Genomic DNA, 26,647 nt, shown 5'->3' with positions numbered 1-26,647 from the left:
TACTATATAAAGAGGCAAAATGCGTAATTATTCTAAAATTGTTTCTATTCTTTTGGATTCGCTACCTTATATTCGGTTTTTTCGTGGTTCTAAAATCGTGATTAAATATGGAGGTGCGGCGCAAATCAATCCGAATCTAAAGGAGCAATTCGCAATTGATATTGTAATGCTTTATATGTTGGGAATCAAGCCCATCATCGTGCATGGCGGTGGGAAGCGCATTAATGAGCTATTAAACGCACTTAAGATTCAAAGTGAATTTGTAGATGGATTGCGAGTTACGAGTATTGACGCACTAAAAATCGTAGAAATGGTGCTTAGCGGGGAGATTAATAAAGAAATTACAGCCTTTTTGAATTTTCACGGGGTGAATGCTCTAGGTTTAAGTGGCAAAGACGCTTCTTTGTTCCAAGCAAAGCCAAAGGAAAATGGCAGGTATGGCTATACAGGTGAAATCATTGAAACGCGCGGTGAAGTGATTGACAATCTGCTTGCTCAAAATCTCGTTCCGGTGATTGCACCGATTGCTTGTGGAGAAGAAGCAGGACACCCGGGGTTTAACATCAATGCAGATTCTGCTGCAAGCGCGATTGCGATTGCCACAGGAGCAAAGCGCGCAATTTTTTTAACCGACACCAAAGGTGTATTGGATAAAAATGGCGAGATTATAGAATCCTTGAATATTGCTCAAACCGAGAATCTCTACCGCGATGGCACGATTTGTGGTGGAATGATTCCAAAAGTAGAGGCGTGTTTGGATTGTGTTAAAAATGGGGTAGGGAAAGCTCATATTATTGACGGACGGATTCCGCATTCTTTGCTTTTGGAGCTTTTCACAAGTGCGGGAATTGGGACAGAATTTACAGCAGAATAATTGCTAATGAGGATTTTCTTGCCTATTTTATTGGAAGTTTTTTTGTTTTGCATTTTTTTGCTTTTAGTATCTGGAAATTTCCTTATGGGATTGCGTGCTTTGGAATACGCTTCTAAAGTGTATGATTATAGCTACTCTGGCGTTGGACCTAGAGCACATTATACTTTGTTGATGTTTTATAGTATTCCTGTCGTGCTAATTTATAGCATTTTTCATTATGGAATTTACCGCAAATACAGGGGAAGAAAATTTTTCTATATAGCCCTTATATCTTTTGTCGTAATCTTTTTCTCTTTGTGTATAGAATTTCCGGTTTATAAACGAGCAACATTTTCAATGCATTCTGTGATATTTGGACTAATGTGTATGGAGATTGCTACTTTATATCGTTTGCGAAATAAATGTTTGGAAAAAATTAAAATCTTGACAAATAAGTAAAAGTTAGATTTTGTAACTTAAGTTTTTATCCAATTGTTGCGTATTTTGTATGGATTTTCACTTCGTGGGTGAGTGTTTCGCACACCACGAAAATTTTCTCACAAAGACAAAAGCAAACCGCCTTGTCATTGCAATGACTGCGCATAGGCAAACTGCTACGCAAGTTGTGCGCAACACATTATCACAAATATGAGAATTTGAAACTAGACTTGATAAAAAACAGAATCTAAAATCTTGATTTTTTCTTGCAAAATATGCGCTTTAATAGCTTGTGCGTTGGGGAGGTTCTTTTGGGATTCTAGCCAGAGCTTGGGAGAATAAGCATTGAGTGCATTAAAAGTTTGAAGTATGCGTTGTCTAAAAGCTTGATTGGAAAGAGAATCGTAAGGAGAATCTTTGCTTTGGGTTGTGGAATCTTGCAAATCAATGCGCCCTTTTCTGTCAGCGAAGAGCAAGGCAATTTGCAGGTTTAACAAGGATTTGTCTCTGCAAAAAGAATCAAAAAACTCTATTATTTTAGAGGGACGCATTTCGTCTAGTTTGTAAATTTTGGTATGGTTTTTGATGAGTTGCAACATCGGTTTTTGGATAGATTTTGGAATAAAAATATCAAGAGCAGGCAAAATATATTCTTGCTTATCGTGTCCGCTAGAATTGCCAAAATGGCGATAACAATAAGGTTTGGCAATATCGTGATATAAAGCGGCGAATTTCAAAATTAAAAGTTGTTTGTTTGAAATTTGTTGTGTTGCTTGGAGGGTTTTTGCTAGCGATTCGGTGATTTTTAAAACTTCCATTGTGTGTGCAAACACGGAGGCTTCTAAATGGTGTAAATTGCCCTCTTTTAAGGTGGTGAGCGCATAGAGATGTGGAAAAATAATATCCAAAACTCCTAGTTCAAAAAGTGTTTCAAAAAACAAAGAAGTATTGGGGGCTTGCATTGCGGATTCTACTTCGCGATAAACGCGGTTTGGCTCAAGCGATTCTAGTTCTTTGCGCATTTGATAAATTAGCACTTTTGTGCTGGGGTGGATTTTCCAACAGATTCCAAAGCGTGCGCGAAATCTTGCGATTCTAAGCACACGTAAAGGGTCTTCACAAAAAGATTCGGAAGTGTGGCGCAAAATCTTGTTTTTTAAATCTTGGATTCCATTAAAGGGGTCGTAATATTCGCCCTTTGCTTCATCTAGAGCAATAGAGTTAATTGTCAAGTCGCGCCGCTTCAAGTCCTCTTGTAGCGAGACTTGCTTTGTTTGCACGCAAAATCCATTATAACCTGCGGAAACTTTCTTTTCTCTGCGTGCTAAGGCGATTTGCGAGCCATCTTGACGCAAAAAAACAGGGAAGCTTTTACCCACGCGTGATAAATGGCTAAAGTCTTTTTCGCTATAACCTACCGCGACATAATCCCTATCTTTGATGGGTAGGCATAGGAGTTTGTCGCGCACTGCACCGCCTACGAGACAGATTTGTTTAGTATAGCCCGTATTTGCCATCAGTTCGTTTATAAATGACACGCATTTTGGAATCTTTGTCGTTAAAGACAAAGAATTGTTGCGAGCTACTTTTAAGACGCTCTAGCGCGTCTTCAATATCCAAAGGCTTGTGCAAATCTAAATCCATCGGCACGATTTCGTCCTCACCCTTGTGTGCGCTTGCTTCATCGCGTAAGATTTGATTTGCCACAATAGTTTCGCTTGGGATTGCTTGCTTGTGATGGATTTTATCGTGATAACGACGCAAGATTTTGTGCATACGCGAGATAGCAAGGTCTGCCGCAGCATAAAGGTCTTTGTCATTTTGATTAATCACTACGGTGTTAGCGTGAGCTAAAGAAAGCGTCAAATCAATATTGAAAAGACATTTTTTCTTTTTCTCGCCCTTTTTGTGCCCCTTTTTTTCTTGATAGGAAATAACGACACGGACACTCAAGATGTCTAAATTATATTTTCCCAAACTCTCGGTTAAATGATAAATATAATCTTTAATAGAATCTGTTAGTTCAAAATGTCGCGAAGTGATAATGGTGTGCATAGGGTTGCCTTTAAATTAGAATGGAGCTATTGTAGCATATTAAAGTGCAGTTTGCATACTCTGGCGCAAAATTGTTTTGTTTATTGGAATCTTTTGCGATTCCATAAAGATTTCAAATGCTAAAATCGCTTGATTAATCAGCATTTGTTTGCCATCGCTATGGGGGATATTTAAACTCTTTGCAAGCGTTAGAAAGGGTGTTTCTCTCCCATAAACCAAATCAAAAGCAAACTTGGTAGAATCTAATAGTGGAGCAAGAAGCGTAGAATCTAAGGGGAGAGAATCGTTTGTTAATCCCGCAGGAGTAGTGTTGATGATGAGGTCAAAACATTCTTTTGGAGTGAAGTTTTCAAAAGTTGCGGTGTGGAATCCCAATGCAATAAAGCTCTCTAAACGGCTTTGCGAGCGGTTGAGAATTGTTGTAGAGATGCCTTTTGCTTTTAAGATACAAGCAAGAGCTTTTGCAGAGCCACCTGCCCCAATAATTAAAGTATTTTTTGGGTTTAGGGATTCTATACATTGATAAAATCCTAAAGCGTCTGTATTGTAACCTAGTATTTTTTCTTTTTCAAACACAAGGGTATTGACTGCACCAATTTCCTGTGCGATTCCAAAGACTTCATTGCAGGATTTAAATGCAATCTCTTTGAAAGGCACGGTAATATTTGCACCTGTTAAATGCAGATTTTTAAGGCTAGAAAAATTTTCGGGATTCTCTAATAAATAGCGACTATAAAAGCCGACGACTCCCAAAGATTTGAAAGCAGAATTGTGCAAAATAGGAGAGAGGGAATGATGAATCGGATTGCCAATTACTGCAAACTGCATAGGATTCCTTTACTTTTGAAAGTCGCGTTTTGAGGTTGAAGCTATTGTCTTGTAACAAGAGAGCGACGAACAACCCAACCATTTTTGATAGAAGGTGTATTAGCATCTAAGATTCTTACCCAAGCATCTTGTGTTTCTACGATAATAACAGAATCATTGGGTGTCAATTTCCCAATTATAGGCGTGTCTGTGGAGGGTAATTCGCGGATATTTAAGCTCGGAACTTTGGAAGTGTAAATGGGTGTGTCCTGTGTGTTTTGAATCGGAGTATTTGCATTTTGAACATTTGGGATTTCCGCATTCGCAGCATTTGTTATTGTCTGTTGTAAGGGCGCGTTATTTTGTGTTGGGACAAGTGTGCTTGGCATAGCAGGAATTGGGTTGGATTCCGTATTTATTACATTAGCGGGTTTAGTATCTGAAATCATAATTTCTTTTGGAATCTCTTGTGTATAGCTTTTGAGAATCCAGCCTAATACTTTACCCTCTTCAGATGTTCCAATCATAATCCATTCCCCACGTTGTTCTAAGAGGATTACTTTATGGGAGGGTGTTAGTTTGCCAATAACAGCGGAGGTTGCATTTGGCTCTTGACGAATATTCAAAGAACGCACATTAGAGGTAACATAGATTTTGTTAGCTGTCGTAGAAACAGGTGCGACAAGAGATTTTGGCAATTCTATATTTTGTTCTTGTGAAAGAACTTGAATTGGAAATGTAATTTCATAGCTAAATTTTTTCATAATCCAACCTAGCGGCTTTTCATCTCCTGCGTCTGCAATAAGAATCCAATCACCTTTCTCTTCCAAAAGAATCACTTGTTCTGTTGGTGTGAGCTTGCCAGCAATAGCTGCAGTTGTGCTTGGCTCTTGACGAATATTTAAAGATTTGACATTTGTAGAGAGATAAGTTTTTGGTGGCTGTATTGGCTGATTTTGCACCTCTTGTGCGGATAAATTTTCTGTTGTCTGCACCTCTTGTTGTGATTGTGTTGGATTGGATTCTATGAAAGGTTTTGTTGGTGATTCTGCAATATTTGTTGCGATTTTATTTTCTTTGCTAAGCATAGAATCCGCTTCCGTTTCTGCAGCAATAGGAGTAATTTCTTTTTTGCGTATGATTTCAAAAGCAGAATAATAAATTACAAAGCTAAGCAATAGCACAAAAATTGGTAATGGATAAACTTTTAAAAATTTTTTTAGACTTTCAAGCATAGAAATCATTTCACTTTCGTAGATAAAATTGAAACACTTAAAACTTAATCATAAATAAGATTTAAGTTCAATGTTTATCTTTATATTATAGCATAAATTTTTTTAAATTAAAGAAATTTTACAGCTTTTTCTCCATTGATTAACTCGCCTAAAACATATCCTCCAGATTCTTTAATGACAGAATCCACCTCGCTATTTTCCACGATTAATACCATTCCAACGCCCATATTAAAAGTTCTGTATTTATCTTCTTCCTCTACATATTGACAGAGCATATCAAAAATTGGTAGAGATTGGATATTTTTTGTGATGATTTTTGCGCAAACATTTTGTGGCAAAACGCGCGGTAAGTTTTCAATCAACCCTCCTCCCGTGATATGCGCAAGAGCTTTGATTTTGTTTTGTAGTTTTTTGAAAGTTTTAACATAAATTTTAGTTGGCGTTAGGAGCGTTTGTATCAGTGGTTTTCCCTCAAATGTGGAATCCAATGCAATATGATGAGAAGAAAGAATCTTGCGCACAAGAGAATAGCCGTTGGAATGAATCCCACTGCTTGGCAAAGCGATGAGTATGTCGCCTGCTTTGACTTGTGATTCTCTCTGCATCATTGCGCGTTCTGCGATTCCAACTGCAAAGCCGGCTAAATCAAAATCTTTGTGTTGATACATTCCGGGCATTTCCGCGCTTTCTCCACCAATCAACGCGCATTCTGCTTCTAAACAGCCTTGCGTGATTCCTCTAATGACTTCTAAAGCGGAATCTTTATTGAGTTTGCCTGTGGCATAATAGTCCAAGAAAAACAAAGGAGTTGCAAAATTGCAAATCAAATCATTGACGCACATTGCAACTAAATCAATCCCAACACTATCTAAAATTCCACTATCAATTGCAAGCTTTAGTTTCGTGCCTACGCCGTCTGTTGCAGCTAAAAGAACAGGTTCTTTGTAATTGTTAGGAAGTAAAAATGCCCCGCTAAAAGAGCCGATTCCACCCAAGACATTAGGATTAAAAGTCTGTTTCACAAGCTCTTTTAGGTTTTCAACAAGTGCATTTCCCTCTACAATATCTACACCAGAATCTTTATAATTTAGTTTTTCCATCGTTGATTATCCCGCAATAAATTTAAAGGCAAATGATACAAAATTACAACTTAAACCTTATTGTTGCTTTTTCAAGGTAAGTTTTATGCGAATTTTATTATAATAAATAAGAACAATTTAAGCAAAAGGAGTAAAAATGGCACCAAATACTTTTAACAAGCCAGCAAATTTTATCAATCGTGAGTTGTCTTGGTTGCGCTTTAATACGCGCGTGTTGAGTGAAGCACAGGATTCTAATAATCCACTCTTAGAACGTTTAAAGTTTATTGCTATTTATGGCACAAATTTAGATGAATTTTATATGGTGAGGGTTGCAGGTTTAAAAAGACTTTATAGTGCGCGCATTACAGAGAGCGGTCCAGACAGATTGACGCCAAAAGAGCAATTAGATGAGATTCGTAGTTATCTGAAACTAGAAAAACAACGATTAGAGGCGTGCTATTTTGAAATCAGAGAAGAATTAAGCAAGCTTGGCTTATGTATCAAAACCTATAATGAAGCGGACAAGAATCAGAAAAAGGAATTGCGAGAATATTTTATCAATCATCTTTATCCTATTGTTGTGCCAATTGCGGTAGATGCGACACACCCTTTTCCGCATTTAAATAACCTTAGCTATGTTTTGGCACTCAAACTCCAAAGCATTGACAATCCAAGTGAGATTAAATTTGGTATGACTCGTATTTCACGAATGTTACCCGGATTCGTGCGCTTAGGTGATACTTATTTCCATACAGATTCCATTGTTGCAGAATTTACAAATGAGTTATTCCCGGGCTTTAAGGTGATGAGTTGGACTTCATTTAGAGTTACAAGAAATGCAGATATGGAGATTGAAGAGGAAGAGGGTGATGACTTTATGGCTCTAATGACGGAGGGTTTGAAATCCCGCCGCAAAGGAGAGATTATCCGCTTAGAGATTCAGAAAACCGATGATTTGGAGCTAAAAAACTTTGTAGAGCAATATATTAAAGTAACTCCTGAAGACATTTATGAGTGCGAAGCACCAATGAATTCCAATATTCTTTGGGAGATTGTAGGCAACAAAAACTTTGCTAAATTGACTTTCCCAAGCTACACTTCTAAAATCTTACCCCCACTAGATTCTAATGCAAATATTTTCTCTGTGCTAGATTCTCAAGATATTCTTTCGTTCCAACCTTATGAGAGTTTTGATCCTGTGGTGAATTTTATCCAAAGTGCGGCAAAAGACCCCGATGTTTTTTCTATCCGAATGACACTCTATCGCGTAGGGAAAAATTCCCCCATTGTTAAGGCGTTAATTGAGGCGGCAGAGAATGGCAAACAAGTTACTGCATTAGTAGAGCTTAAAGCGCGTTTTGATGAAGAAAACAACTTGCATTGGGCGCGTGCATTAGAATCCGCAGGAGCGCATGTCATCTATGGTGTTCCGGGGCTTAAAGTACATGCAAAAATTGCCCTTGTGATTAAAAGTATCGGACGAGAATTGCGAGAATATGTGCATTTAAGCACAGGAAACTACAATCCTAGCACTGCAAAAATATATACAGATATTAGTTATATGACTTCTAAGCGGGAATTTACACAAGACGCAACAAAGTTTTTCCACAATCTTTCAGGATTCTCTCATAAATCCAAACTCAATACTTTGCTTGCCGCTCCCTTGCAAATTAAGCCAAAAATTTTGGAATTAATAGAAAACGAAACTAAAGCAGGCAAAGACGGACGCATTATTTTAAAGGCAAATTCTATCGTAGATACCGATGTGATTTTGGCACTTTATAAGGCATCGGCTGCGGGCGTGAAAATAGATTTGATTGTGCGTGGAATCTGCTGCTTAAGACCGGGTATTAAGGGTGTGAGTGAAAATATCCGCGTGATTTCTATCGTGGGCAAATACCTAGAACACGCAAGAATCTACTACTTCAAGCACGCTAAAGTGCAAATTTATTTTGCTAGCGCAGACTTAATGCCTAGAAATTTAGAACGTCGCGTAGAGCTTATGACACCTATTTTTGAAGACAATTTAGCCGATAAACTCTTTGGAATCATCAAGATTCAAAGTGAAGACAATGCAAAAGCACACGAACTCCAAAGCAATGGAGAATACATTAAGCTTGCGCCAAAAGAGGGTGAAAAGCCAACCAATAGCCAAAAAATGCTAGAGGACCATACGAATACACTTTATGCTTCACTCAAACGCGAGGCAGAAGAAGTCAAGGCAAAAAAACTTGCAAGACGAATGCTCAAAGAGAGTTAAGATTCCTGCGATTTCATAGAATCTCGCAATTCCCTCAAATTGCGGGCTATTATGGATTGCCGCGCAAGTTAAAACTTGCTCGTGATGGCTTGCTGCGTCATTGCCCTTTCTTTCTGTCATCGTGGGGCTTTTTGCCTTGTCATTGCGAGCGTAGCGAAGCAATCTATAATCTAGTATTGCTTTAAGTTTTCTACTCCGTCTTAAGTAGAATCTTTGCGTTTAAAAATTACCCTAAGTATTCAGAAATATCTTTTTTAGAATCTTTCCATTCTCCGATGTGTTGCCATTTCATCGTATCACAATAACGACAAAAAGGCAATGGCTTTGCCATAAAATTCAGAATCTCTTGGTAGGCAAGATTGGGCTTGTGAATATCTATAAAGTCTAAAGATGTGATTTGCAAGTTTTGCGAGAAATGCTTGTTAAAATGTTCAATATAAGCAGAAGGGTAAAGCTTGCCCTCGTAAAGTTGTGCGCATTGGTTGAGTGTGCAACCAATGAAGCTTTGAAAAGGGTTAGAATTGCCCTTAGGATTTAGAATCATTTTTGTCATCACTTCTTGTTTTTTATCAGAATCCATAAAAAACTTTAAAACCACACCTTGTTCTTTGCAGACTTTCTGTATTCCGTCCCAATCTATCTCTATGGGATACTTTGTTGGGTGTATTTCTATGGTATTTTCTCTGCAAGATTCCCAAAACTCTTGATTTTGCTTTGGAAGCAAAATGCCAAATTGGCACATTGGGGAAATGTTTGCGCATAATGGCGAAGTAATCTTTTTTTGAGCCTAAATCTTTGAAATTGTTGTTTTAATTTCAAAATAAAAGGAAAGTTTAGCTTATTCTGTCCCCCCCCCCCGATTAATTGCTCGTTTCATTGATATACCTTATGTGCATTTATTTTTGGAATCATAGAGAAAAATGGATTATTTTTCAAGCAAAGCACGCAATAAATACTGCGCATTTTCTAGTGCGATTCTGCGATGTGAAATGGAATTTTTCTCCTCACTGCTTAACTCGGCTAGAGTTTTGTTAAATCCATTGGGAATGAAAATCGGGTCATAACCAAATCCATTTTCTCCGCGACACTCTGCAATCACCTGTCCATACATAAACCCGTGCGCACTAGAATCGCTTACAAAGGAGCTAATGCCAATACACGCGCAATAATGTGCCCTTGAGATTCCGCCTAGTCTTTTTACTTCGCTACGCAGTTTTTCTAAATTCTCCTCCGCTCCACCTCCGCTATATCTTGCGCTACGAATCCCCGGTGCACCTCCTAGCTTCTCTACGCAGATTCCGCTGTCATCGGATAAGACAATATCTCGCACTTTTAGAATCCCTTGATTTTTGAGTATTTCAAAAACCACCCTAGATTTAATTAACGCATTTTCTTGAAAGCTTGTGCCGTCCTCTGTAATCTCAAAGGGCGTCATCAGTGTGTCCCAAGAGAGAATCTCTACTCCAAAATCTTGTGAAAATGAAGCGTAAATTTGTCGGATTTCTTTGATTTTGTCTTGATTTGAAGTTGCTAAGATTAAGCGCATAACTTGCCTTTATTTATTTTTGGGTAAAATCATTTTTTTGTTTTGGAATTTTAGCATAAGGACGCAAAATGGCAAAGGAATCCCTCATCAAGCAAAGCTTGCCTCTAAGTCTCATTCTCGCTTCTAGGTTTTTTGGACTATTTATTGTTATGCCCATTTTATCGCTTTATGCGCTCTCTCTTCAAGGCTCAAGCCCGATTCTAATTGGAATCGCAATGGGTGGATATGCGCTGACGCAAGTCTTATTTCAAATTCCTTTTGGATTCCTAAGCGATAAATTTGGGCGCAAAAGTATGATTGCGCTAGGGCTTGTGGTTTTTGTTTTTGGCTCACTCGTCTGTGCCTTGAGCGCGGATATTTATTGGCTGATTGTAGGGAGGTTAATGCAAGGAGCTGGAGCTGTTGGAGGAGTGATAAGCGCAATGATAGCGGATTTGGTGCGTGAGGAGAATCGCACAAAGGCAATGGCACTTATGGGAGGGACGATTTCGCTTAGTTTTACCTTTGCACTGATTTTAGGTCCGATTCTTGGTGCGCATTATGGAATCCCAAGCCTTTTTTGGATTACCTGTATTTTGGCACTTTTTGGACTTGTAATTTTGTTTGTTGCTGTGCCCAATACGCCCAAAGTTACTTATCGTTTCACGAATCAAAGCGGAGAATATAATGCGATTTTAAAAAACAAGAATCTCCAAATTATGAATCTCACAAATTTCTTGCAAAAAGGCTTTATGACTTTGGCATTTCTTATTATTCCTATTGCTCTTGTTAAGGGCTTTGAAATGCCTAAAGAGGACTTGTGGCAAGTGTATATTCCCGCCTCACTTTTAGGATTCTTTGCAATGGCACCCGCGGCGATATTAGCGGAAAAAAGAGGGAAATTTAAGGCAGTAATGATTGTTGGAATCTTGTTTTTTGTGTTTAGCTATTTGCTAATGTTAAGCGAAAGTCAAGCGGTGTTTATCTTTGGTGTGCTTGTGTTTTTTGTAGGATTCTCTATCCACGAGCCCATTATGCAAAGCCTCGCAAGTCGTTATTGTAAAGCACACCAAAAGGGCAGCGCAATGGGGATTTTCACTTCTTTTGGCTATCTAGGCTCGTTTTTTGGTGCGCTTTTGGGAGGGCATTTTTATACTTTTTTTAGTATGCTTTCTATTACGATGTTTGTTGTCATTACCTCTTTTTTATGGATTCTCTCTTTTTCTCTTTTGGCAAATCCAACTATGCAGAAAAATCTTTATTTATCTTTGAAAAATAGAATCACAAATGAGACTTTGGAAGTGTTAGGGGAGTTGCGCGGGGTGCTTGAATGGTATATCAATGAAAGCGAGCAAGTTGTGGTGGTGAAATACGATAAACACTTATTGGAGGAAGCAGAAATTTTGGAATTTGCTAGAGGACATTTAGAGGGATATTTTGATTTAGGGGATTCCAAATAACTATAAAAAATAGAATCCAAAAAAGGTGAAAAATGGCAAAAGAGCAAAACATAGAAATTAGCAAAAAAATCTTAAAGATAACAGGCTCTACCAATGCTCAACTAGACTTAATAAAAGAAGGCGATAAGGTGCTTTTGGGCTTAAGTGGGGGTAAGGATTCCATACTTTTAGCGACACTTCTAGCGAGACTGAAAAAATATGCACCTTTTAAGTTTGAGTTTAAGGCAGTTACGATTGATTATGGGCGCGGGGGCGAGTATGAATATATCTTTGAGTATTGCGAGAGGCTTGGAATCCCCTATGAACTCTACCGCACAGATATTTATAAGATTTTGGAGGAAAACAAGCGTGAGGGGAGTGTGGTTTGTAGTTTTTGTTCGCGTATGCGGCGAGGTGCGCTTTATACGAAAGCTTTAGAGGGAGGATTCAACAAACTCGCCTTAGCTCATCATTTAGATGACGCAGCAGAAAGCTTTATGATGAATCTCACCTATAATGGTGCATTGCGTTCTATGCCACCCCTATATAAAGCAGGAAATGGGTTGTTTGTGATTCGTCCGCTAATTTTTGTGCGGGAGCGGCAAATTATTGACTTTATTGCCAAAAATAACATTTATATTGCTCCTGATTGTAATTGTCCTGTGATGTGGCAAACGCACGACAAACGTCCTTTCGCAAGAGAGAAAACAAAGCAAATGTTAAAGAAAATGGAGGAAGAGAATCCAGACTTTTTTACTTCTTTGAAAGTAGCTTTAAGCAATGTGCATTTAAATAGCCTCTTTGATGAGCGGTATTTGGACAAACAAGAGCAAGAATCTAGCAAATAGCATTAACCTTTGCATTAAAAGATTTGCCACAATTTAATTTATCAGAATCTTGCGGAATCTCACACACTTCTAGCTTTTGCCCTCCAAAATCAAAAGACTATAATATCAAGAGGTGACAAGGGTTTCAAAACTCTACCAAAGGCTCAAAAAATGCTTTTACAAAGCGGTTTTGCGCACTTAATAATCCAAGTGGAATTGCGCTTATTAATTACTCCGAGTTAAAGCGCGAAAAAGTAGAATCGGATTCCACAATCCACCGAGGAATGCAATGAGCCTAGCACTAGGATATGTCGTAATTACCGCTTGGACATTATCGCAAATTTGTTTTTGAAAAAATCCAATGCGTTTAAGCGCAAAGGCTACACGATAGGCTGTATTCTTATGGTTTGGGAGGGGCGTTTAGCGCACTAATCTTCGTGCTTGAGAAAATGCCCTTAAGTGTTGCGTATTCTACTTGGGGGGTGGTGGGAATTGTCGGCACGAGCCTTGGGGGCTATATATTTTTCAAAGAGCGTTTAGGAATCATCGGCTATATCGGTATGGTAATGGTGGTTTGCGCTGTGGTTTTGTTAAATCTGTAATCAAAACAGAATCCACAATGCCCACAATCCCCCTTTAAAATGGAATCTTTGAGATTTAACGACTTCGTCATTGTGAGATTCCGCAGGAATCTCGGCAATCCATAATCCCGCATACCTGCAAATTTAACTATTCTGTCATTGCGAACGAAGTGAAGCAAACTATGTAGAATCTCGCTTTTAAGATTCCATTGCAAAGTCTAATTTATGCTAGATTATAGGTTGCCACGAGGCTAAAGCCTCTTGCAATAATGAAAAACAACACGCAAAGGTTAGCAAGGACAAGGTGGGGGATTTCATTGTGAGATTCCATAATGTTTGGAAGCTTCATCTCAAGCTTTGCGTTGTGAAAAGAGATTAAAAAAGTCGGAGATTGCTAGATTTGTGGGATTTGCAAGGGAAATCCTTGCAAGAATTATAATTTGTCTGCGTTTTGTGAAAGGTATTCTGCTACGCCCTTTGCGTCTGCTCTCATACCTTTGTCGCCTTTGTTCCAACCTGCTGGGCAAACTTCGCCGTGCTCTTCAAAGAAAGTCAATGCGTCGCACATTCTTAGCATTTCGTCCATATTGCGCCCAAGTGGCAAGTCGTTAATCACTGCGTGGCGGACAACTTGATTTTTGTCAATCAAGAATGAGCCGCGGAGCGCAACTGCATCACCGATTAGCACTTCATAATCACGTGAAATTTGTTTGGTGATGTCTGAAACCATTGGGAATTGCACATTTCCGATTCCGCCTTGATTTACAGGAGTGTTTTTCCACGCAAAATGCACGACATCAGAGTCAATGGAAACACCAATGACATTGAATCCTTTTTCGCTAAATGCCTTAACTCTATGGTCCATCGCGATGATTTCTGAAGGACAAACAAAAGTAAAGTCTTTGGGCCAAAAGAATACAACTGCACCATTTTTGCCTAAGTTTTTTGAGAGTTCAAAATCCTCTACGATAGTGTTATTTGCCAAAACTGCTGGGGCTTTGAAGTCTGGAGCTTTTTTTGTTACTAACATTTTAAATCCTTATAAAAATAATTGATTGATAAAAAATATCAATTAGAAAATGATAACAAATCTTAGATAAATTAAAGATTAAATTAAGTTTATTTTTAGGGGGGGGGGGCATAATATGAGTTTTATTTTAATAGAGAAAGGGATTTCAAATGGAATACAAAAAATTAATGTTGTGTTTAGGTTTATGCTCTTTACTTATTGCAGGCTGCACTTTTAAAGGGGGTAATGAGATTTTAGCCAAAAAGACACAAGAGGATTTCAAAAAAGAGTTGATTAAAGGCAAAACAACCAAAGCACAAGTGATACAGATGTATGGTAAGCCAACGGGGACACATATAGAGGAGGACGGCACGGAGACATTGGTGTATGAGTATGCAGAAGCAGACTACGATGCGACCAATCATATTCCTTTAATCGGAGTTTTGATTTCCAAAGATGAAATAAGGAGCCACAATTTACAGATTTATTTCACAAAAAAAGATGTAGTGAAATCCTATACGCTTTTTAGGAATTCGTCGCAAAATCAGGGTGTGAAGCTACAATAGATTTTGTATCAATCAAAATTTACCCACTTTGTTTATTTGTGGATTGCTTCAGAGGGATATTGTGGGTTTTCACTCTTGTGAGAATTACAACGCAATTCGTGGCAATTTATAATATTTGGATACTAGGAATTTTCCACTGCGTCTTTGCGGGTGAGTCTTAACTTGGATAGCAATCCACATTCCAAACTGCTTTTAGGATTCCATTGTAAAAATATATTGGTAATTTTCCCTTAAAATCTGCAAGATTTAAAATTAAGTTTCTTTGTGATACAATCCCAAAAATTTAAAATACAAGGTGAATTTATGCAAAAAGAGTTTCTTTTCACTTCCGAATCTGTAACCGAAGGACACCCAGATAAAATGGCTGACCAAATCAGCGACGCAATTTTGGATTATATTATAGAGCGAGATACAAAGGCGAGAGTAGCTTGTGAAACTTTGCTTTCTAATGGTTATTGCGTGATTGCAGGAGAATTAAAAACAACGGCTTATGCGCCAATGCAAGATATTGCTAGACGCGTGGTGCGAGAGATTGGCTATATTGACGCAAGATATGGGTTTGATTATCATAGCGCGGGCGTGTTAAATGGAGTAGGCGAGCAAAGTCCAGATATCAATCAAGGGGTAGATAGAGAGGACGGCGAGATTGGCGCGGGCGACCAAGGGCTAATGTTTGGCTATGCGTGTAAGGAAACCGATGTGTTAATGCCACTACCAATTCATTTGTCCCATAGAATTACAGAGGGTTTGGCAAGAGCTAGGAAAGATGGCACTTTGCCTTTTTTGCGTCCCGATGGCAAATCCCAAGTAACGATTAAATATGCAAATGGCATACCTATAGGAATTGATACGATTGTCGTTTCTACGCAACATAGTCCAGAAACTCCACAAAATACATTGAGAAGTGCAGTGATTGAAGAGGTGGTGAAAAAAGTTTTGCCAAAAGAGTTTGCAAACGATAATATTCGTTATTTTGTGAATCCTACAGGTAAATTTGTGATTGGCGGACCACAAGGTGATGCAGGGTTAACAGGGCGCAAAATCATCGTGGATACTTATGGCGGAAGTTGTCCGCACGGGGGAGGTGCATTTAGCGGAAAAGACCCAAGCAAAGTAGATAGAAGCGGAGCTTATGCGATGCGCTATGTGGCTAAGAATCTTGTAGCAAGCGGAATCTGTGATAAGGCTACGATTCAAATTGCGTATGCAATCGGCGTGGTAGAACCCGTTTCTATTCTTGTCAATACGCACGGCACAGGAAAAGTAGAAGATTCTAAAATTGAAGAATGCGTTAAACAAGTGTTTCGTCTCACTCCGCGCGGAATTATAGAATCCTTAGATTTACTGCGTCCGATTTATCAAAAAACTGCAAGTTATGGACATTTTGGACGCGAATTGCCAGAATTTACTTGGGAGAAGACAGATAAAGCCGAAGCAATCAAGGATTATTTTAACCTCAAATAGTCTTTAAAGAGTTGGCGAGTAGGAAAATCTTGGTTGGTTTTGCGGGTGAGTGTGTAATTGGTAACTCACCTTACAAAACAAATGTCAGGGGACACGATGAAATTTGCGATTTCTAAAGTTAGAATAGAGATTGCCAAGCAAGGGATAGGAATAAAGATTTAGTTTTTTGCTTAAGCGAAAAAGATAATCCGCTTCCTTGCGCGTGCTTTGAGAAATGTCAATCCTACGGATTCTCCTTAAGTCATCTCCTTTGCAAAGCCCACCATCTATGGTGCTAAAGGCAAAATCGTATCCACAAGTGGATAAAAGATTCAAAGCATTTGTATTAAAATCTCCTCTAGGAAAGCAGAATCCAAAATATTTTTTGTGGGGAAATATCTCCGAAATCTTATCTCTTGAGTGCGTCAATTCTTGCTTCAATCTCTCTGTATCTTCGCTATTGCAAGAAAAATGTGTCGCGCTGTGGCTATCAAACTCCATAAGTCCGCTTGCGTGCATTTCTAGGATTTCAGAGAGATTCAGAAAATATTCTAAATCATTGGAGTAGTTGAAGTTTTTGTGAAGTTTTGGTTCTAAATCATAAATCTCTCGCTTAGAATCACGGATTGTATTGGTAATCAAAAAACACACCGCGGGGATTCTTAGCTCCTTTAAGATAGGGAATCCAAAGCGATATAAATCAAAATATCCATCATCAAAAGTCAAGAGTACCTTTTTCTTTCCGATGTTTTTGTTTTGCAAAATTGCTTCTATGAACTCTCCATAGGTGATAAAGGTAAATCCCATATCTAAAATTCGCAAAATCGCCTTTTGGAGCATTGTTGGGCTAATTGTCAAACTATCGCTTTGTGTGTGGATATGGTGTAATGTGCAAATACAAATTGGAAACATTGATTGCGCCCCTTATATGGAATCTTGGAATCTTTGCGCGACTTGAGCAAGGAGATTTTCAAGTGCGCCTTTGAGTCGTGTATGGTCGTGGCGGGTGCAGACATACTCTAAAGCCCCTCTTGCATACATTAGAGATTCCTCTTTGTGTGTGATGAGGTGTAAGATTTGGCAACTTAAATCTTGCGCGTCCAAATATGAAGCACAAAGCCCCCTTTGTTTGTGGGCAATTAGATGATTCATAGGAGGCTTGTCATACACTACGATAGGCACTTGCGAACACATTGCCTCCAATAATACCGTTCCAAGCCCCTCGGTGTGGCTTGCGAAGACATAAATATCAAAGGCTTTGATGACATTGAGGGCATCTTCACGCCAACCCGTGAAAATAATGCGTTCTCTTTGCTTGAAGTCTTGTTGGATTTGATTTTTGATTCCTTCATTGATTCCACCGCCAAAGACAATCACCGCATTAGGATATTCTTTTAACACAAGTTTAGCAGCCTCTGCGAAGTCATACACGCCCTTTTTGGGATACAAAGAAGTGAAAGTGCCAATCACCAAAGAATCCCCTGCGATTCCAAATTCCTCTCTAAAGCTGCTTTTTGTTTGTTTCAAGCTTGTAGTATCAATGGTATCTGGGAGATAAAATAGTTTAGATTTTGGGACGCCAATTTGCTCTAAATATTCCCCTACAGCTTCAGAAATGTATAGAATCTTATCAAACAAATGTGTATGCAATGCTTTAGAGAGAAAGCCTTTAATGGGGTAGAGATTGTGCCTCTCACGCATAAAAATCGTGCGGATTCCATTGAGTCTGCACAAAATGCGCGTAGCTACTCCTATCCAACTATCAGTAGAATCGTGGGTGATGACGCAATGGATATGGTATTTTTTGACGATAGAAAAAAGCTTGGGAATGCTTTGATGATAGGTTTTCTTAGACATTTCGCACGCAATCACTTCAAAGCCAAGATTCTCCGCTCTTTGTGCAATTTGTGTGTTTGGATTGGCGAACAAAAAGACTTTATGCCCAAGTTCGCGCATAAGCTTCATTTCGTTTAAGACTTTATTTTGCCCCCCCCCCAACTTTTTAGAGTCTCTGTGTGCAGAATGTTCATTTGTTTGTTCTCTTTTCTTTAATGCGTTTTACTGCAACAAACCCAAGCCACATCATAAAGCACACAACAAAAATACTTACCCAAGTCTCATCAAGCCCCACAGGTTGTGTCAAATCAAAAAACCCTTCAAACATTTTTGCTCCTAAGATTTTTTAGAATCTGCTAAAACTCCAGCACAACGCACACAAGGTGTGTCTGCTTCTTGTGCGATAAATTGCCAACAACGCGGACATTTGTGTCCTTTGGCTTTGCAAATGTGATAAGTCTCTCCCTCAAAGGTAAAACTCACCAATAGATTGGAAGCTGTTTTGTTACACTCTACTGCGCTTACCATAAGCCAAAGATTCAACTCCTCAAACTCCGCAATTTTAGCGGAAGTGATGAAATCTACTTCTAATGTGGATTTGATTTTAGATTCTTTTTTGAGGCTGTCGATTTGCTCCAAGAAACAGGAACGCAAAGCCAAGAGTTTTTCAAAATCTATCTTGGGTTGTTCAAAGCAAGGGAGCGGCTGATAAAGAACTTCAAGCACAGCAATATTTGGGTTTTGAATCTCCTTTGTAATTCCACAACTTTCCAACAATGCCTTGCTCGTTGTGTGGTTTAAAGCTTCGTTAATTGTATAGGTAAGAATTGGAGCAAGAAGCCCAAACAATCTGCCACAAATAAGAGCCATTACATTTTGTGCAGCTTTGCGTTCTTTGGACTCTAGCGCATTGCAATAAAGATTGTCTTTGCAAAGGTCAAGGTAGATTCCACTAAGTTCCGCGTTTAAAAAGTAGTTTAGCTCCTGCAAGCCTTTGGAAAATTCATATTCATTAAAAAGCGCATTAACTTCTTTAAAGCAGTTTTGTGCTTTTTTCAATATCCACAAATCAATTTGGCTAAAATGCCGTGTCTCTAAACTTTCTAATGTTCCTATATTGGCGAGTAAAAAGCGAATCGTATTGCGGATTTTGCGGTAATTTTCACTCACTTGTTTTAGGATATTGTTAGAGATTCTTTGGTCATTTTGATAATCACTCTGCGCAACCCAAAGTCGCAGGATTTCTGCTCCAAATTCCTTTAATACATCTTTTGGCGCAACCACATTGCCTTTAGACTTGCTCATTTTCTCGCCATTTTCGTCCATTGTAAAGCCGTGCGTTAAGATACTTTTGTAAGGTGCGCATTGATGGATTGCACAGCTGACGAGCAAAGAGCTATGAAACCAACCTCTATGTTGGTCGCTTCCCTCTAAATACATACTAGCAGGATTCCCTCCGCTAGCATATTTATCGCTCTCTAGCACGGCTTTCCAAGTGCTTCCACTATCAAACCACACATCTAAAATGTGCTGCACTTTTTCTAAATGTCCTGCTTTGTCTTTGTGTTGAGGCGGGAGGAGTTCCTCTACACTTTTGCTCCACCACGCATCACAACCTTCTTTGGTAAAAATTTCCGCAACAAAATCCAAAATCTCTGAATCCAATAAAACCTTGCCACTTTGCTTGTCTTTAAAAAAGGCAATCGGAACACCCCAATCTCTTTGCCTTGAAATACACCAATCGGGGCGATTCTCTATCATAGAGTAGATTCTGTGCATTCCGTGTTCGGGATAGAATCGCGTTTTTTTAATTTGTTGTAAAGCGACTTGACGCAAAGTTTCTCCATTGCTTGTATAGGGTTCGTCCATTAGAATAAACCATTGTGCAGTTGCGCGAAAAATTACGGGTTGGTGCGAACGCCAACAGTGCGGATAAGAATGTTTGATTTTGCTATGAAGCAACAAATGTTCTCCCAAAAGCTCCAAGATTCTTGGGTGTGTATCAAAGATAAATTTTCCCACAAATTCATCGGGATTGAAGAATAATTTTTCCTTTATTAATGTTTCATCAAAACAACCTTTATCATCTACGGGCATTAACATAGGCAAGTCGTATTTTAGTCCGATGAAATAGTCGTCCTCTCCGTGTCCGGGTGCAGTATGCACGCAACCGCTTCCCTCGTTGCTTGCGACATGTTCTCCTAAGATGATTTTAGAATTCCTTCCATTTAGCGGATTGGTTGCGTGTTTGTTTTCTAAGATTTGGGAGTGGAATGTCTTTAGAATCTTGTTTTTCACTATGCCAAGTTCTGCCAATTTCTCTACTTGGGAGGCGAGGACTATTTTATTATCTTGTGTTAATGCGTAGAGTTCTTCGGGATTAAGAGCGATTCCGCTATTTGCAGGAAGAGTCCAAGGAGTAGTTGTCCAAATAACACAAGAGGCTTTGTGGATTCCTAATTCTTGCGTGCCTAATGCTTGAAGCGCATCTTCTTGCAAGGGAAAAGCGACAAAGATGGAATCGCTCTCTTTTTCCTCGTACTCCACTTCAGCTTCTGCTAAGGCAGTTTGACAAGCCCAACTCCAATAAACAGGCTTACTGCGCTCTTTGAGTAAGCCTTTTTTGGCAACTCCACAAAGTGCTTTGTAGATTTCTGCTTCAAAGGCAAAATCCATCGTTTTATAAGGATTCTCAAAATCTCCAAAGATTCCGAGTTCTAAAAATTCATTTTTTTGGATTTGGACAAATTCCTCTGCGTGTTTGCGACAAAGTTCGCGGATTTTGATTTTGGGTAAGGAATCCTTTTTTTCTTTGCCAAGCTTTTTTTCTACTTGTTGTTCAATAGGCAATCCGTGGCAATCCCAACCCGGTGTGTAAAATACTTTTTCGCCTTGAAAATAATGCTGTTTTACAATCATATCTTTGAGGATTTTATTGAGTGCGTGTCCGATATGAATATGTCCGTTTGCATAAGGCGGTCCATCGTGTAGATTAAAAGTAACGCTCGCATTTTTGCGGTTTTGTTCCATCGTTGGATAAATACGACTACTTTTCCATAGTTGATAGGTCTTCGGTTCATTTTGCGGGAGATTTCCACGCATAGGAAAGTTTGTTGTAGGTAATGCTAGTGTATCTTTGTAGTCCATAAATTCCCTTTTGTTAGACAAATAAAGTCTAGATTCTACCTTGATTTCTTTTAAAAGTGCCTAATTTTTAAGTCTTTTTAACGAATTTTTGATTACACTTGAAGCTATGAAAAAACAAAAGTATCCACTAACAAAAAAAATTATCCTAGCTTTTGCAGGTATCTTGATAATGTTTTTTGGTTTCACCGCTTTTATTTTTTCATCTTTTGGTAATGTATATGTTGGAAATCTTTTGCTTTTGAAGTTGGAATCTTACACGCATTTTAAATGGCAAGCAAGACACTTTAAAATCACCCCCTCTCATTTTTCTTTGGAGGCTGTGGCGCATAATGGGCAGTTAGAGTTATTTTTGGAGAGTGATTATTCCTTGTTTTTGCGGAATCTTAAAGGCAAGTTTTTGTTAAATTCTCACGGGTTTAGCACAAAAATTGCAGACAAAACCTTGCAATTTGCCGAGAATACTTGGGTAGAGGGTGAATTTAGCGGCGAATTTGCACATTATATTTTGCAAGCGCAAAGCAATCTTTTGGATTCGCAAAGTGATTTGAATGCTTATGGCTCTTATTTGGATTTTAAGAGTCTTAAACTGCACACAAAAAATGCAAGTTTAGCGACACTCTTTGTTTTGTTTGATGAAGCACCTTATGGAGATGGAATCTTAAACTTTGATTTGAAATTAGAGCAAGCTCAAGAGGATTTGCAAGACACTTCTTACTCCCTTTGGCAAACTCTTTTAAATACAAAATCCGAAGCGAATCTTTATAATGGAATCTTCAATGTGAGCCTAGAGGGTGGGGAGCTAGCAGCAGAGGAGTTTTTATCGCATTTTAATCTCACAATTCCACCGACATATTTTATGGGAGAATTACAAGGCGAGATACATCACAATACTTTCCAACATCATTTGAAAATTTATTCTAGCGTTGGGGATTTTGCGCTCAAGGGGGCGAGCAATCTAAGAACTTTAGCCACCGATACAGAATTTCATTGTGGTTTTCAAAATCTTTCACCCCTTTCACCTTTTTTTGGGATTCCGCTTAATGGGGCTTTGGAGACAAAAGGAATCGCAAAGGGTGATATGAAAAATATGCTGATTAGCGGAACGATGCGTTTGGAAAACTCCCCTTTGGATTTTCGTTTGAATTTGCAAAATTTACAAGCTAATACCTTGAAACTCACAAGTCAAAACTTGGAGGCAAGCGCGCTTTTTACGCTTTTTAATCAACCTTCTTTTTTGCGAGGAACGCTTAATCTCGATTTGGATTTACGCGATTTTGCAAGCGGAATCTCTGGCGTTGTCTTAATGCAAAGTCAAGATTTGTTTATCAATAGCCCACTTATAGAAATGCGCACGCACATCGGATTTCCTGCTATGACATTTCAGCTAGATTCCAAGATAGAGCTAGCGCAAGGACAAGGAATCCTAAATTATGCGCTCCATTCCAATCTTGCAGATTTTCAAGGGCAAGGGGGCAAAATCTCTTTGCAGCCCTTTGCGTTTGAGATTCCACAAGAAATCACCTTAACGAAGCTTCAAAATTTCTCCTATCGGAATAAAAGCCTCTTTAAAGGCATACTGAATGCACAAGGATTAGCGACTAATGAGTCTTTGAACCTTAAAGGAGAGATAAAAGAAGACAGCAATGCAAAATCATCTAGTTTGCACGCGTTGAGTTTGAGTGTGAGCAAAACGGCTTCCAATCTTTATCTCAATCAGCTAAGTAGTGCGCAAATTTATACGATATTTCCAAAGATTCCTCATTATTTTGAAGGAGTGGCGAATCTCAATGTCAAAGAATATTTTGTGGAAAATATATGTCATTTTAACTTTGATATTACCAATGTAAGATTCCGCAATACTGCACTTTTGCGCTCTTTGAATCAAGCAATAGGGCAGAATCTAAGCCAAGTGGATTTTAATGGCTTCCTCTATCATCAGCTTACTATGGACAATCAACTACACAGTACGATTTCTCTCCAATCAAAAGCAGATTCCAAAAAATCAAAAGTGCAGAATATTCAAATCCAATCTTCCAAAATTGTTACGAATCTAAACAATTCTACTTTGGAGGGAAATTTGCTTCTTAAGCACTCTAAAAGCACTGAAGAGCATAGATTGTTCGGAAATATTCATCAGCCAAAAATTTATTAAATAGAAATAAAGGCTAAAATTTAATGTTTATTTAAGTAAATTTAAATGAGATTTTATTTTTATTCCGCTTAAATTTTGACTGAATTTTTAATTTTTTAAGGTGTTTATCAATAATGGAAGATTTAAAACAAACCTATCCAGACGCACTTCCTTATCATAAAGGAGGCAAAATTGAAGTGGTTGCACGCACGCAATTAAATAATGAGCACGATTTATCTATCGCTTATTCTCCGGGTGTTGCTGTTCCTTGTAAAGAGATTCAGCGCGACCCACATACCGCGTATGAATACACTGCCAAAGGCAATCTTGTTGCTGTTATTTCCAATGGCACAGCCGTTCTGGGGCTTGGAAACATTGGGGCACTTGCAGGAAAACCTGTAATGGAGGGGAAATCAGCATTATTTAGGAAATTTGCCGATATTAGCGCGTTTGATATTGAAGTAGATGAGACAAATCCGGATAAGTTTATTGAGATTGTGCGCGCAATCGCGCCAACTTTTGGCGGAATCAACTTAGAAGATATTAAAGCACCTGAATGTTTTTATATAGAATCACAACTCAAAGAGGTTCTTAATATTCCTATTATGCACGATGACCAGCACGGAACGGCAATCATTTCAACTGCGGGAATTATCAATGGATTAAAAATCACAAATAAAAAGGCAGAGGATTTAAAAATTGTCGTTTTTGGCGCAGGTGGTGCGGCGATTGCGTGTGCAAAAATGGCACAGAATCTAGGAGCAAAAGAAATTATTATGTTTGATAGCAAAGGCGCAATCACAACTTTTAGAAAAGATTTGAATGGATTTAAAAAAGACTTTGCAATTTCTCGCCAAATCAACTCTTACAAGGAAGCTTTGGACGGCGCAGATGTTTTGCTTGGGCTCTCTCGTGGGGATATTTTGACTGCCAAAGATATTGAGGGAATGAATCCAAACCCTATGATTTTTGCGATGAGTAACCCAATTCCAGAGATTGACCCAAAGATTGTGTATGAGACAAGACCTGATGCGATAATTGCAACAGGCAGAAGTGATTATCCTAATCAAATCAATAATGTATTGGGATTCCCTTATATTTTCAAAGGCGCATTAAAAGCGCGCTCAAGATGTATCAATGAGGAAATGAAGTTTGCTTGTGCGTATGCACTTGCCGCACTTGCAGAAAAGCCTATTCCTGATGATTTGAGGGCGGAGTTAGAGAAAATTCACGGGAGAAAGTTCGAGTTTGGTAAAGATTATATTATCCCTAGCCCTTTTGATACGCGCTTAAAAGACTTCGTTTCTAACGCGGTTGCACAAGCAGCGATTAATAGTGGGGTTGCACGCGTCAAAAGTTTGGAATCTTAAATTTTAGTTTTAAGATAATTGTTAAAGAAATTTCAATGGAAGAATTTGCTTACAAGTTGGTGATGTTTGGTTTTAGCGCACTTTGTGAGGATTTGGAAGAGGTGAAACGTCGCTTGAGTCTTTATCCTGCCGAGCGGTATGAACTTGAAAATGGCGACGAATGCTTTTTGATTGATTTAAAAACGCGTGATTCTTATTCTATCGTGCTTGAGAATGAGAGATTTGTGATAAAAGGCTTAGAATCGTGAGATAAGCGCATTGGACTGATTTCCGAATTAAGGTTTCAGATAGTTTTCTTTAACTAGCAAATTTACAACTTCCTTAAAAAGCGGTACAGCCGTGCGTGTGGCAAAATATGCTTCTGTCTCATTGGGTTCAAACACGCTAATGCCAATGGTATATTCACTCCCTTTTTCATCGTTTGCAAAGCCAAAAAATGAACTATTGTATTTACGCACATATTTTCCACCCTGTGCGATATGCGCAGTGCCTGTTTTGCCACCAATTGTAATGCCTTTTACTTGCGCAGTTTTTCCTGTTCCCTCATTGACAACTTTAATAAGAGTATCTTTTACTTCTTTGGCGGTTTTGTTGCTTAGGATTCTAATGGGGGTTTGATGCTTGAGCTTATAGCGGATAGATTTGGAATCTTGGATATATTCCACCAAATAAGGATTATAAGAGATTCCATAATTCGTGATGATATTGTAGGCTTTAAGCATTTGAATAAAGGTCGTGCGCAATCCATAGCCGTAAGAAGCGGTGGCACGATAAACTTCGCTTTGGAATCGCTTTATATCTGGAATTACACCCACGCGCTCGTAAGGCAAATCAATTCCACTTGGATTTCCGAATCCAAAAGCTTGCAAGGCGGCATTGTATTCTGGTGGGCTAAGTCTTTGGGCTATTTTTGCCATACCGATATTGCTAGAATAGAGCAAAACCTCTTCAGCTGTTGCAGATTTTAACCTATGGGTGTCTGTAATATAAAAATTATGCAATCTAAAGCGTCCATTTTCCAAATCAATGGTTTCATTGGGAGTAATAAGGTTTTTATCTAGTAAAATCGCATAAATAATGGGTTTGATAATGCTTCCGGGTTCATAGGAATATTCAATCGCATTCGCATTGAGTTTAGAATAATCGTTTTTTGTGATGAGATTCGGATTAAAGCGCGCACTACTCGCAAGACTTAGGATTTTTCCGCTTTTGCTTTCTATAATGCCAATTAGAATCTCTTTTGCTCCAAGTTGCGCTGCATTTTCATCTGCAAGTCGTTCAATTTTTTTTTGCAACTTTAATGGAATAGAGGTAATAACATCGTAGCCGTCCATTCTTTCTTTGAAAGTGGAATGTTTGTTTAAAATTACATTAAAACCAATATCGCGTTGCCCAATCATCAGCAAATCACTCATCGGCTCTAGCTCATTATCAAAGCTTTTTTCAATACCTTTAACGCCTTGCACGCGTGTAATATTCGTCTCATTTTGCTTGTTAATATAGCCTAGAATTGGCTCCATCGTGTCTTGATAGAGATAATCCCTAGATTCCCCGCTTTCTACTACGGATAAGCCATATTTAAAAATATGTCCATTTTCGTCTTCATAGCTCTGAAAAACATCTAATTGATTCAGCTTTAAGTTCAGTTGTTTGAGATAACTTGCACTTTTGGAATCAATGGCATACGAAAGTGTTACATTGCCTTTTTTCTCTAGTTTGGAGAGAATTTGATTCTTTGGTATCTTGCTATAAATGCTAAAAAGATTGACGAATAGTTCTTTTTTTTGTGGATTAATGTTGTGAGTATTGACGACTGCTTTATAGACTTTTTTGCTAGAGGCAAGCAAGAATCCGTCACTACTATAAATATTTCCTCTAATTGCGCTTTCAATGCGTTTGGCTTGGAAGTTTGGAAGTTTGCGAGAGGCGAAATTTTGATAAAAGATTGTCCCTAAAAAAATGCAGAATCCCATTCCTATTGTAAGAAATAGAAGTAATATCTTGCCTGCCTTTTTAGATTGCGCGTCATTCATTTTAGGCAGA

General features: G+C 38.6%; 24 protein-coding genes and 1 pseudogene. 11 read left to right on the top strand and 14 right to left on the bottom strand.

Annotated elements, in window-relative coordinates; all coding sequences use genetic code 11:
• Positions 1 to 19: 19 nt before the first annotated feature.
• Both argB and CQA43_RS08435 read left to right on the top strand, forming a co-directional pair.
• Positions 20 to 874, top strand: a complete 855-nt coding sequence (gene argB / locus CQA43_RS08440; protein ID WP_115552157.1) for an acetylglutamate kinase — start codon at positions 20 to 22, stop codon at positions 872 to 874.
• Between the two features lie 18 nt (positions 875 to 892).
• Positions 893 to 1,312: a hypothetical protein gene (locus CQA43_RS08435; RefSeq protein ID WP_115552156.1), complete on the top strand. Its 420-nt coding sequence runs from the start codon at positions 893 to 895 to the stop codon at positions 1,310 to 1,312.
• A gap of 203 nt (positions 1,313 to 1,515) precedes the next feature.
• Here CQA43_RS08435 and CQA43_RS08430 read toward each other — a convergent pair whose 3' ends face one another.
• The 5 genes from CQA43_RS08430 to purM form a co-directional block, all read right to left on the bottom strand.
• Complete coding sequence (locus CQA43_RS08430; RefSeq protein WP_115552155.1) at positions 1,516 to 2,808, bottom strand: HD domain-containing protein; 1,293 nt, start codon at positions 2,806 to 2,808, stop codon at positions 1,516 to 1,518.
• Positions 2,786 to 3,346 carry a ribosome hibernation-promoting factor, HPF/YfiA family gene (gene hpf / locus CQA43_RS08425; RefSeq protein WP_115552154.1) on the bottom strand — a complete coding sequence of 187 codons (561 nt, stop codon included), beginning with the start codon at positions 3,344 to 3,346 and terminating at the stop codon, positions 2,786 to 2,788. The genes CQA43_RS08430 and hpf overlap by 23 nt, the downstream gene beginning before the upstream one ends.
• Positions 3,347 to 3,385: 39 nt before the next feature.
• Complete coding sequence (locus CQA43_RS08420) at positions 3,386 to 4,174, bottom strand: shikimate dehydrogenase (protein ID WP_115552153.1); 789 nt, start codon at positions 4,172 to 4,174, stop codon at positions 3,386 to 3,388.
• A gap of 41 nt (positions 4,175 to 4,215) precedes the next feature.
• Complete coding sequence (locus CQA43_RS08415; RefSeq protein ID WP_181881672.1) at positions 4,216 to 5,388, bottom strand: SH3 domain-containing protein; 1,173 nt, start codon at positions 5,386 to 5,388, stop codon at positions 4,216 to 4,218.
• Between the two features lie 107 nt (positions 5,389 to 5,495).
• Entirely contained in the window at positions 5,496 to 6,488 is a 993-nt protein-coding gene (gene purM / locus CQA43_RS08410) for a phosphoribosylformylglycinamidine cyclo-ligase (RefSeq protein WP_115552151.1), read from the bottom strand.
• Positions 6,489 to 6,624: 136 nt separating this feature from the next.
• On the opposite strand from purM, the gene CQA43_RS08405 reads away from it, so the two are divergent.
• A complete protein-coding gene (locus tag CQA43_RS08405) occupies positions 6,625 to 8,730 on the top strand; it encodes an RNA degradosome polyphosphate kinase (RefSeq protein ID WP_115552150.1) in 2,106 nt (701 codons plus the stop codon).
• A 226-nt stretch (positions 8,731 to 8,956) separates the two neighbouring features.
• On the opposite strand, the gene CQA43_RS08400 is transcribed toward CQA43_RS08405, so the two are convergent.
• Both CQA43_RS08400 and CQA43_RS08395 read right to left on the bottom strand, forming a co-directional pair.
• On the bottom strand, positions 8,957 to 9,472 hold the full coding sequence (locus tag CQA43_RS08400; RefSeq protein WP_115552149.1) for a hypothetical protein: 516 nt from the start codon (positions 9,470 to 9,472) through the stop codon (positions 8,957 to 8,959).
• Between the two features lie 183 nt (positions 9,473 to 9,655).
• Positions 9,656 to 10,276, bottom strand: coding sequence for a non-canonical purine NTP pyrophosphatase (locus tag CQA43_RS08395; protein WP_115552148.1), 621 nt, complete (start codon positions 10,274 to 10,276; stop codon positions 9,656 to 9,658).
• A gap of 68 nt (positions 10,277 to 10,344) precedes the next feature.
• On the opposite strand from CQA43_RS08395, the gene CQA43_RS08390 reads away from it, so the two are divergent.
• The 3 genes and pseudogenes from CQA43_RS08390 to CQA43_RS08380 all read left to right on the top strand — a co-directional run bounded on the left by CQA43_RS08390 (position 10,345) and on the right by CQA43_RS08380 (position 13,123).
• Positions 10,345 to 11,715, top strand: coding sequence for an MFS transporter (locus CQA43_RS08390; protein WP_115552147.1), 1,371 nt, complete (start codon positions 10,345 to 10,347; stop codon positions 11,713 to 11,715).
• 32 nt (positions 11,716 to 11,747) lie between these two features.
• Positions 11,748 to 12,542 carry a tRNA 2-thiocytidine biosynthesis TtcA family protein gene (locus CQA43_RS08385; RefSeq protein WP_115552146.1) on the top strand — a complete coding sequence of 265 codons (795 nt, stop codon included), beginning with the start codon at positions 11,748 to 11,750 and terminating at the stop codon, positions 12,540 to 12,542.
• A 285-nt stretch (positions 12,543 to 12,827) separates the two neighbouring features.
• Positions 12,828 to 13,123 (top strand): annotated as a pseudogene (locus CQA43_RS08380) (SMR family transporter).
• Between the two features lie 202 nt (positions 13,124 to 13,325).
• On the opposite strand, the gene CQA43_RS09940 reads toward CQA43_RS08380, so the two are convergent.
• Both CQA43_RS09940 and CQA43_RS08375 read right to left on the bottom strand, forming a co-directional pair.
• Positions 13,326 to 13,451, bottom strand: a complete 126-nt coding sequence (locus tag CQA43_RS09940; RefSeq protein ID WP_281270120.1) for a hypothetical protein — start codon at positions 13,449 to 13,451, stop codon at positions 13,326 to 13,328.
• An 84-nt stretch (positions 13,452 to 13,535) separates the two neighbouring features.
• On the bottom strand, positions 13,536 to 14,132 hold the full coding sequence (locus CQA43_RS08375; RefSeq protein WP_115552145.1) for a peroxiredoxin: 597 nt from the start codon (positions 14,130 to 14,132) through the stop codon (positions 13,536 to 13,538).
• A 149-nt stretch (positions 14,133 to 14,281) separates the two neighbouring features.
• On the opposite strand from CQA43_RS08375, the gene CQA43_RS08370 reads away from it, so the two are divergent.
• Both CQA43_RS08370 and metK read left to right on the top strand, forming a co-directional pair.
• Entirely contained in the window at positions 14,282 to 14,677 is a 396-nt protein-coding gene (locus CQA43_RS08370) for a hypothetical protein (RefSeq protein WP_115552144.1), read from the top strand.
• Positions 14,678 to 14,980: 303 nt separating this feature from the next.
• Complete coding sequence (metK, locus tag CQA43_RS08365) at positions 14,981 to 16,141, top strand: methionine adenosyltransferase (protein WP_115552143.1); 1,161 nt, start codon at positions 14,981 to 14,983, stop codon at positions 16,139 to 16,141.
• Between the two features lie 84 nt (positions 16,142 to 16,225).
• Here metK and CQA43_RS08360 read toward each other — a convergent pair whose 3' ends face one another.
• The 4 genes from CQA43_RS08360 to ileS form a co-directional block, all read right to left on the bottom strand.
• Entirely contained in the window at positions 16,226 to 17,032 is an 807-nt protein-coding gene (locus CQA43_RS08360; protein ID WP_115552142.1) for a polysaccharide deacetylase family protein, read from the bottom strand.
• A 12-nt stretch (positions 17,033 to 17,044) separates the two neighbouring features.
• Entirely contained in the window at positions 17,045 to 18,076 is a 1,032-nt protein-coding gene (locus CQA43_RS08355) for a glycosyltransferase family 4 protein (protein ID WP_181881671.1), read from the bottom strand.
• A gap of 70 nt (positions 18,077 to 18,146) precedes the next feature.
• Positions 18,147 to 18,284 carry a hypothetical protein gene (locus CQA43_RS09550; protein WP_181881670.1) on the bottom strand — a complete coding sequence of 46 codons (138 nt, stop codon included), beginning with the start codon at positions 18,282 to 18,284 and terminating at the stop codon, positions 18,147 to 18,149.
• A gap of 8 nt (positions 18,285 to 18,292) precedes the next feature.
• Positions 18,293 to 21,103, bottom strand: a complete 2,811-nt coding sequence (ileS, locus tag CQA43_RS08350) for an isoleucine--tRNA ligase (RefSeq protein WP_115552140.1) — start codon at positions 21,101 to 21,103, stop codon at positions 18,293 to 18,295.
• A gap of 169 nt (positions 21,104 to 21,272) precedes the next feature.
• Between ileS and CQA43_RS08345 the strand changes: the two genes are divergently transcribed.
• From CQA43_RS08345 to CQA43_RS08335, 3 genes are all read left to right on the top strand, one after another.
• Positions 21,273 to 23,255 (top strand): AsmA family protein, encoded by a 1,983-nt coding sequence (locus CQA43_RS08345; protein WP_147290094.1) that lies wholly within the window; start codon positions 21,273 to 21,275, stop codon positions 23,253 to 23,255.
• A 113-nt stretch (positions 23,256 to 23,368) separates the two neighbouring features.
• A complete protein-coding gene (locus tag CQA43_RS08340) occupies positions 23,369 to 24,604 on the top strand; it encodes a malic enzyme-like NAD(P)-binding protein (RefSeq protein ID WP_115552138.1) in 1,236 nt (411 codons plus the stop codon).
• Between the two features lie 35 nt (positions 24,605 to 24,639).
• A complete protein-coding gene (locus CQA43_RS08335) occupies positions 24,640 to 24,852 on the top strand; it encodes a hypothetical protein (protein WP_115552137.1) in 213 nt (70 codons plus the stop codon).
• A gap of 27 nt (positions 24,853 to 24,879) precedes the next feature.
• Here CQA43_RS08335 and CQA43_RS08330 read toward each other — a convergent pair whose 3' ends face one another.
• Positions 24,880 to 26,637, bottom strand: coding sequence for a peptidoglycan D,D-transpeptidase FtsI family protein (locus tag CQA43_RS08330; RefSeq protein ID WP_115552136.1), 1,758 nt, complete (start codon positions 26,635 to 26,637; stop codon positions 24,880 to 24,882).
• Between the last annotated feature and the right edge of the window lie 10 nt (positions 26,638 to 26,647).

Origin of the sequence: Helicobacter ganmani, from assembly GCF_003364315.1 — a bacterium.
GTDB classification, from domain to species: Bacteria; Campylobacterota; Campylobacteria; order Campylobacterales; family Helicobacteraceae; genus Helicobacter_D; species Helicobacter_D ganmani.
Note: the sequence above shows the minus strand (reverse complement) of the source record. Positions and strands in the feature narration are given on the sequence as shown.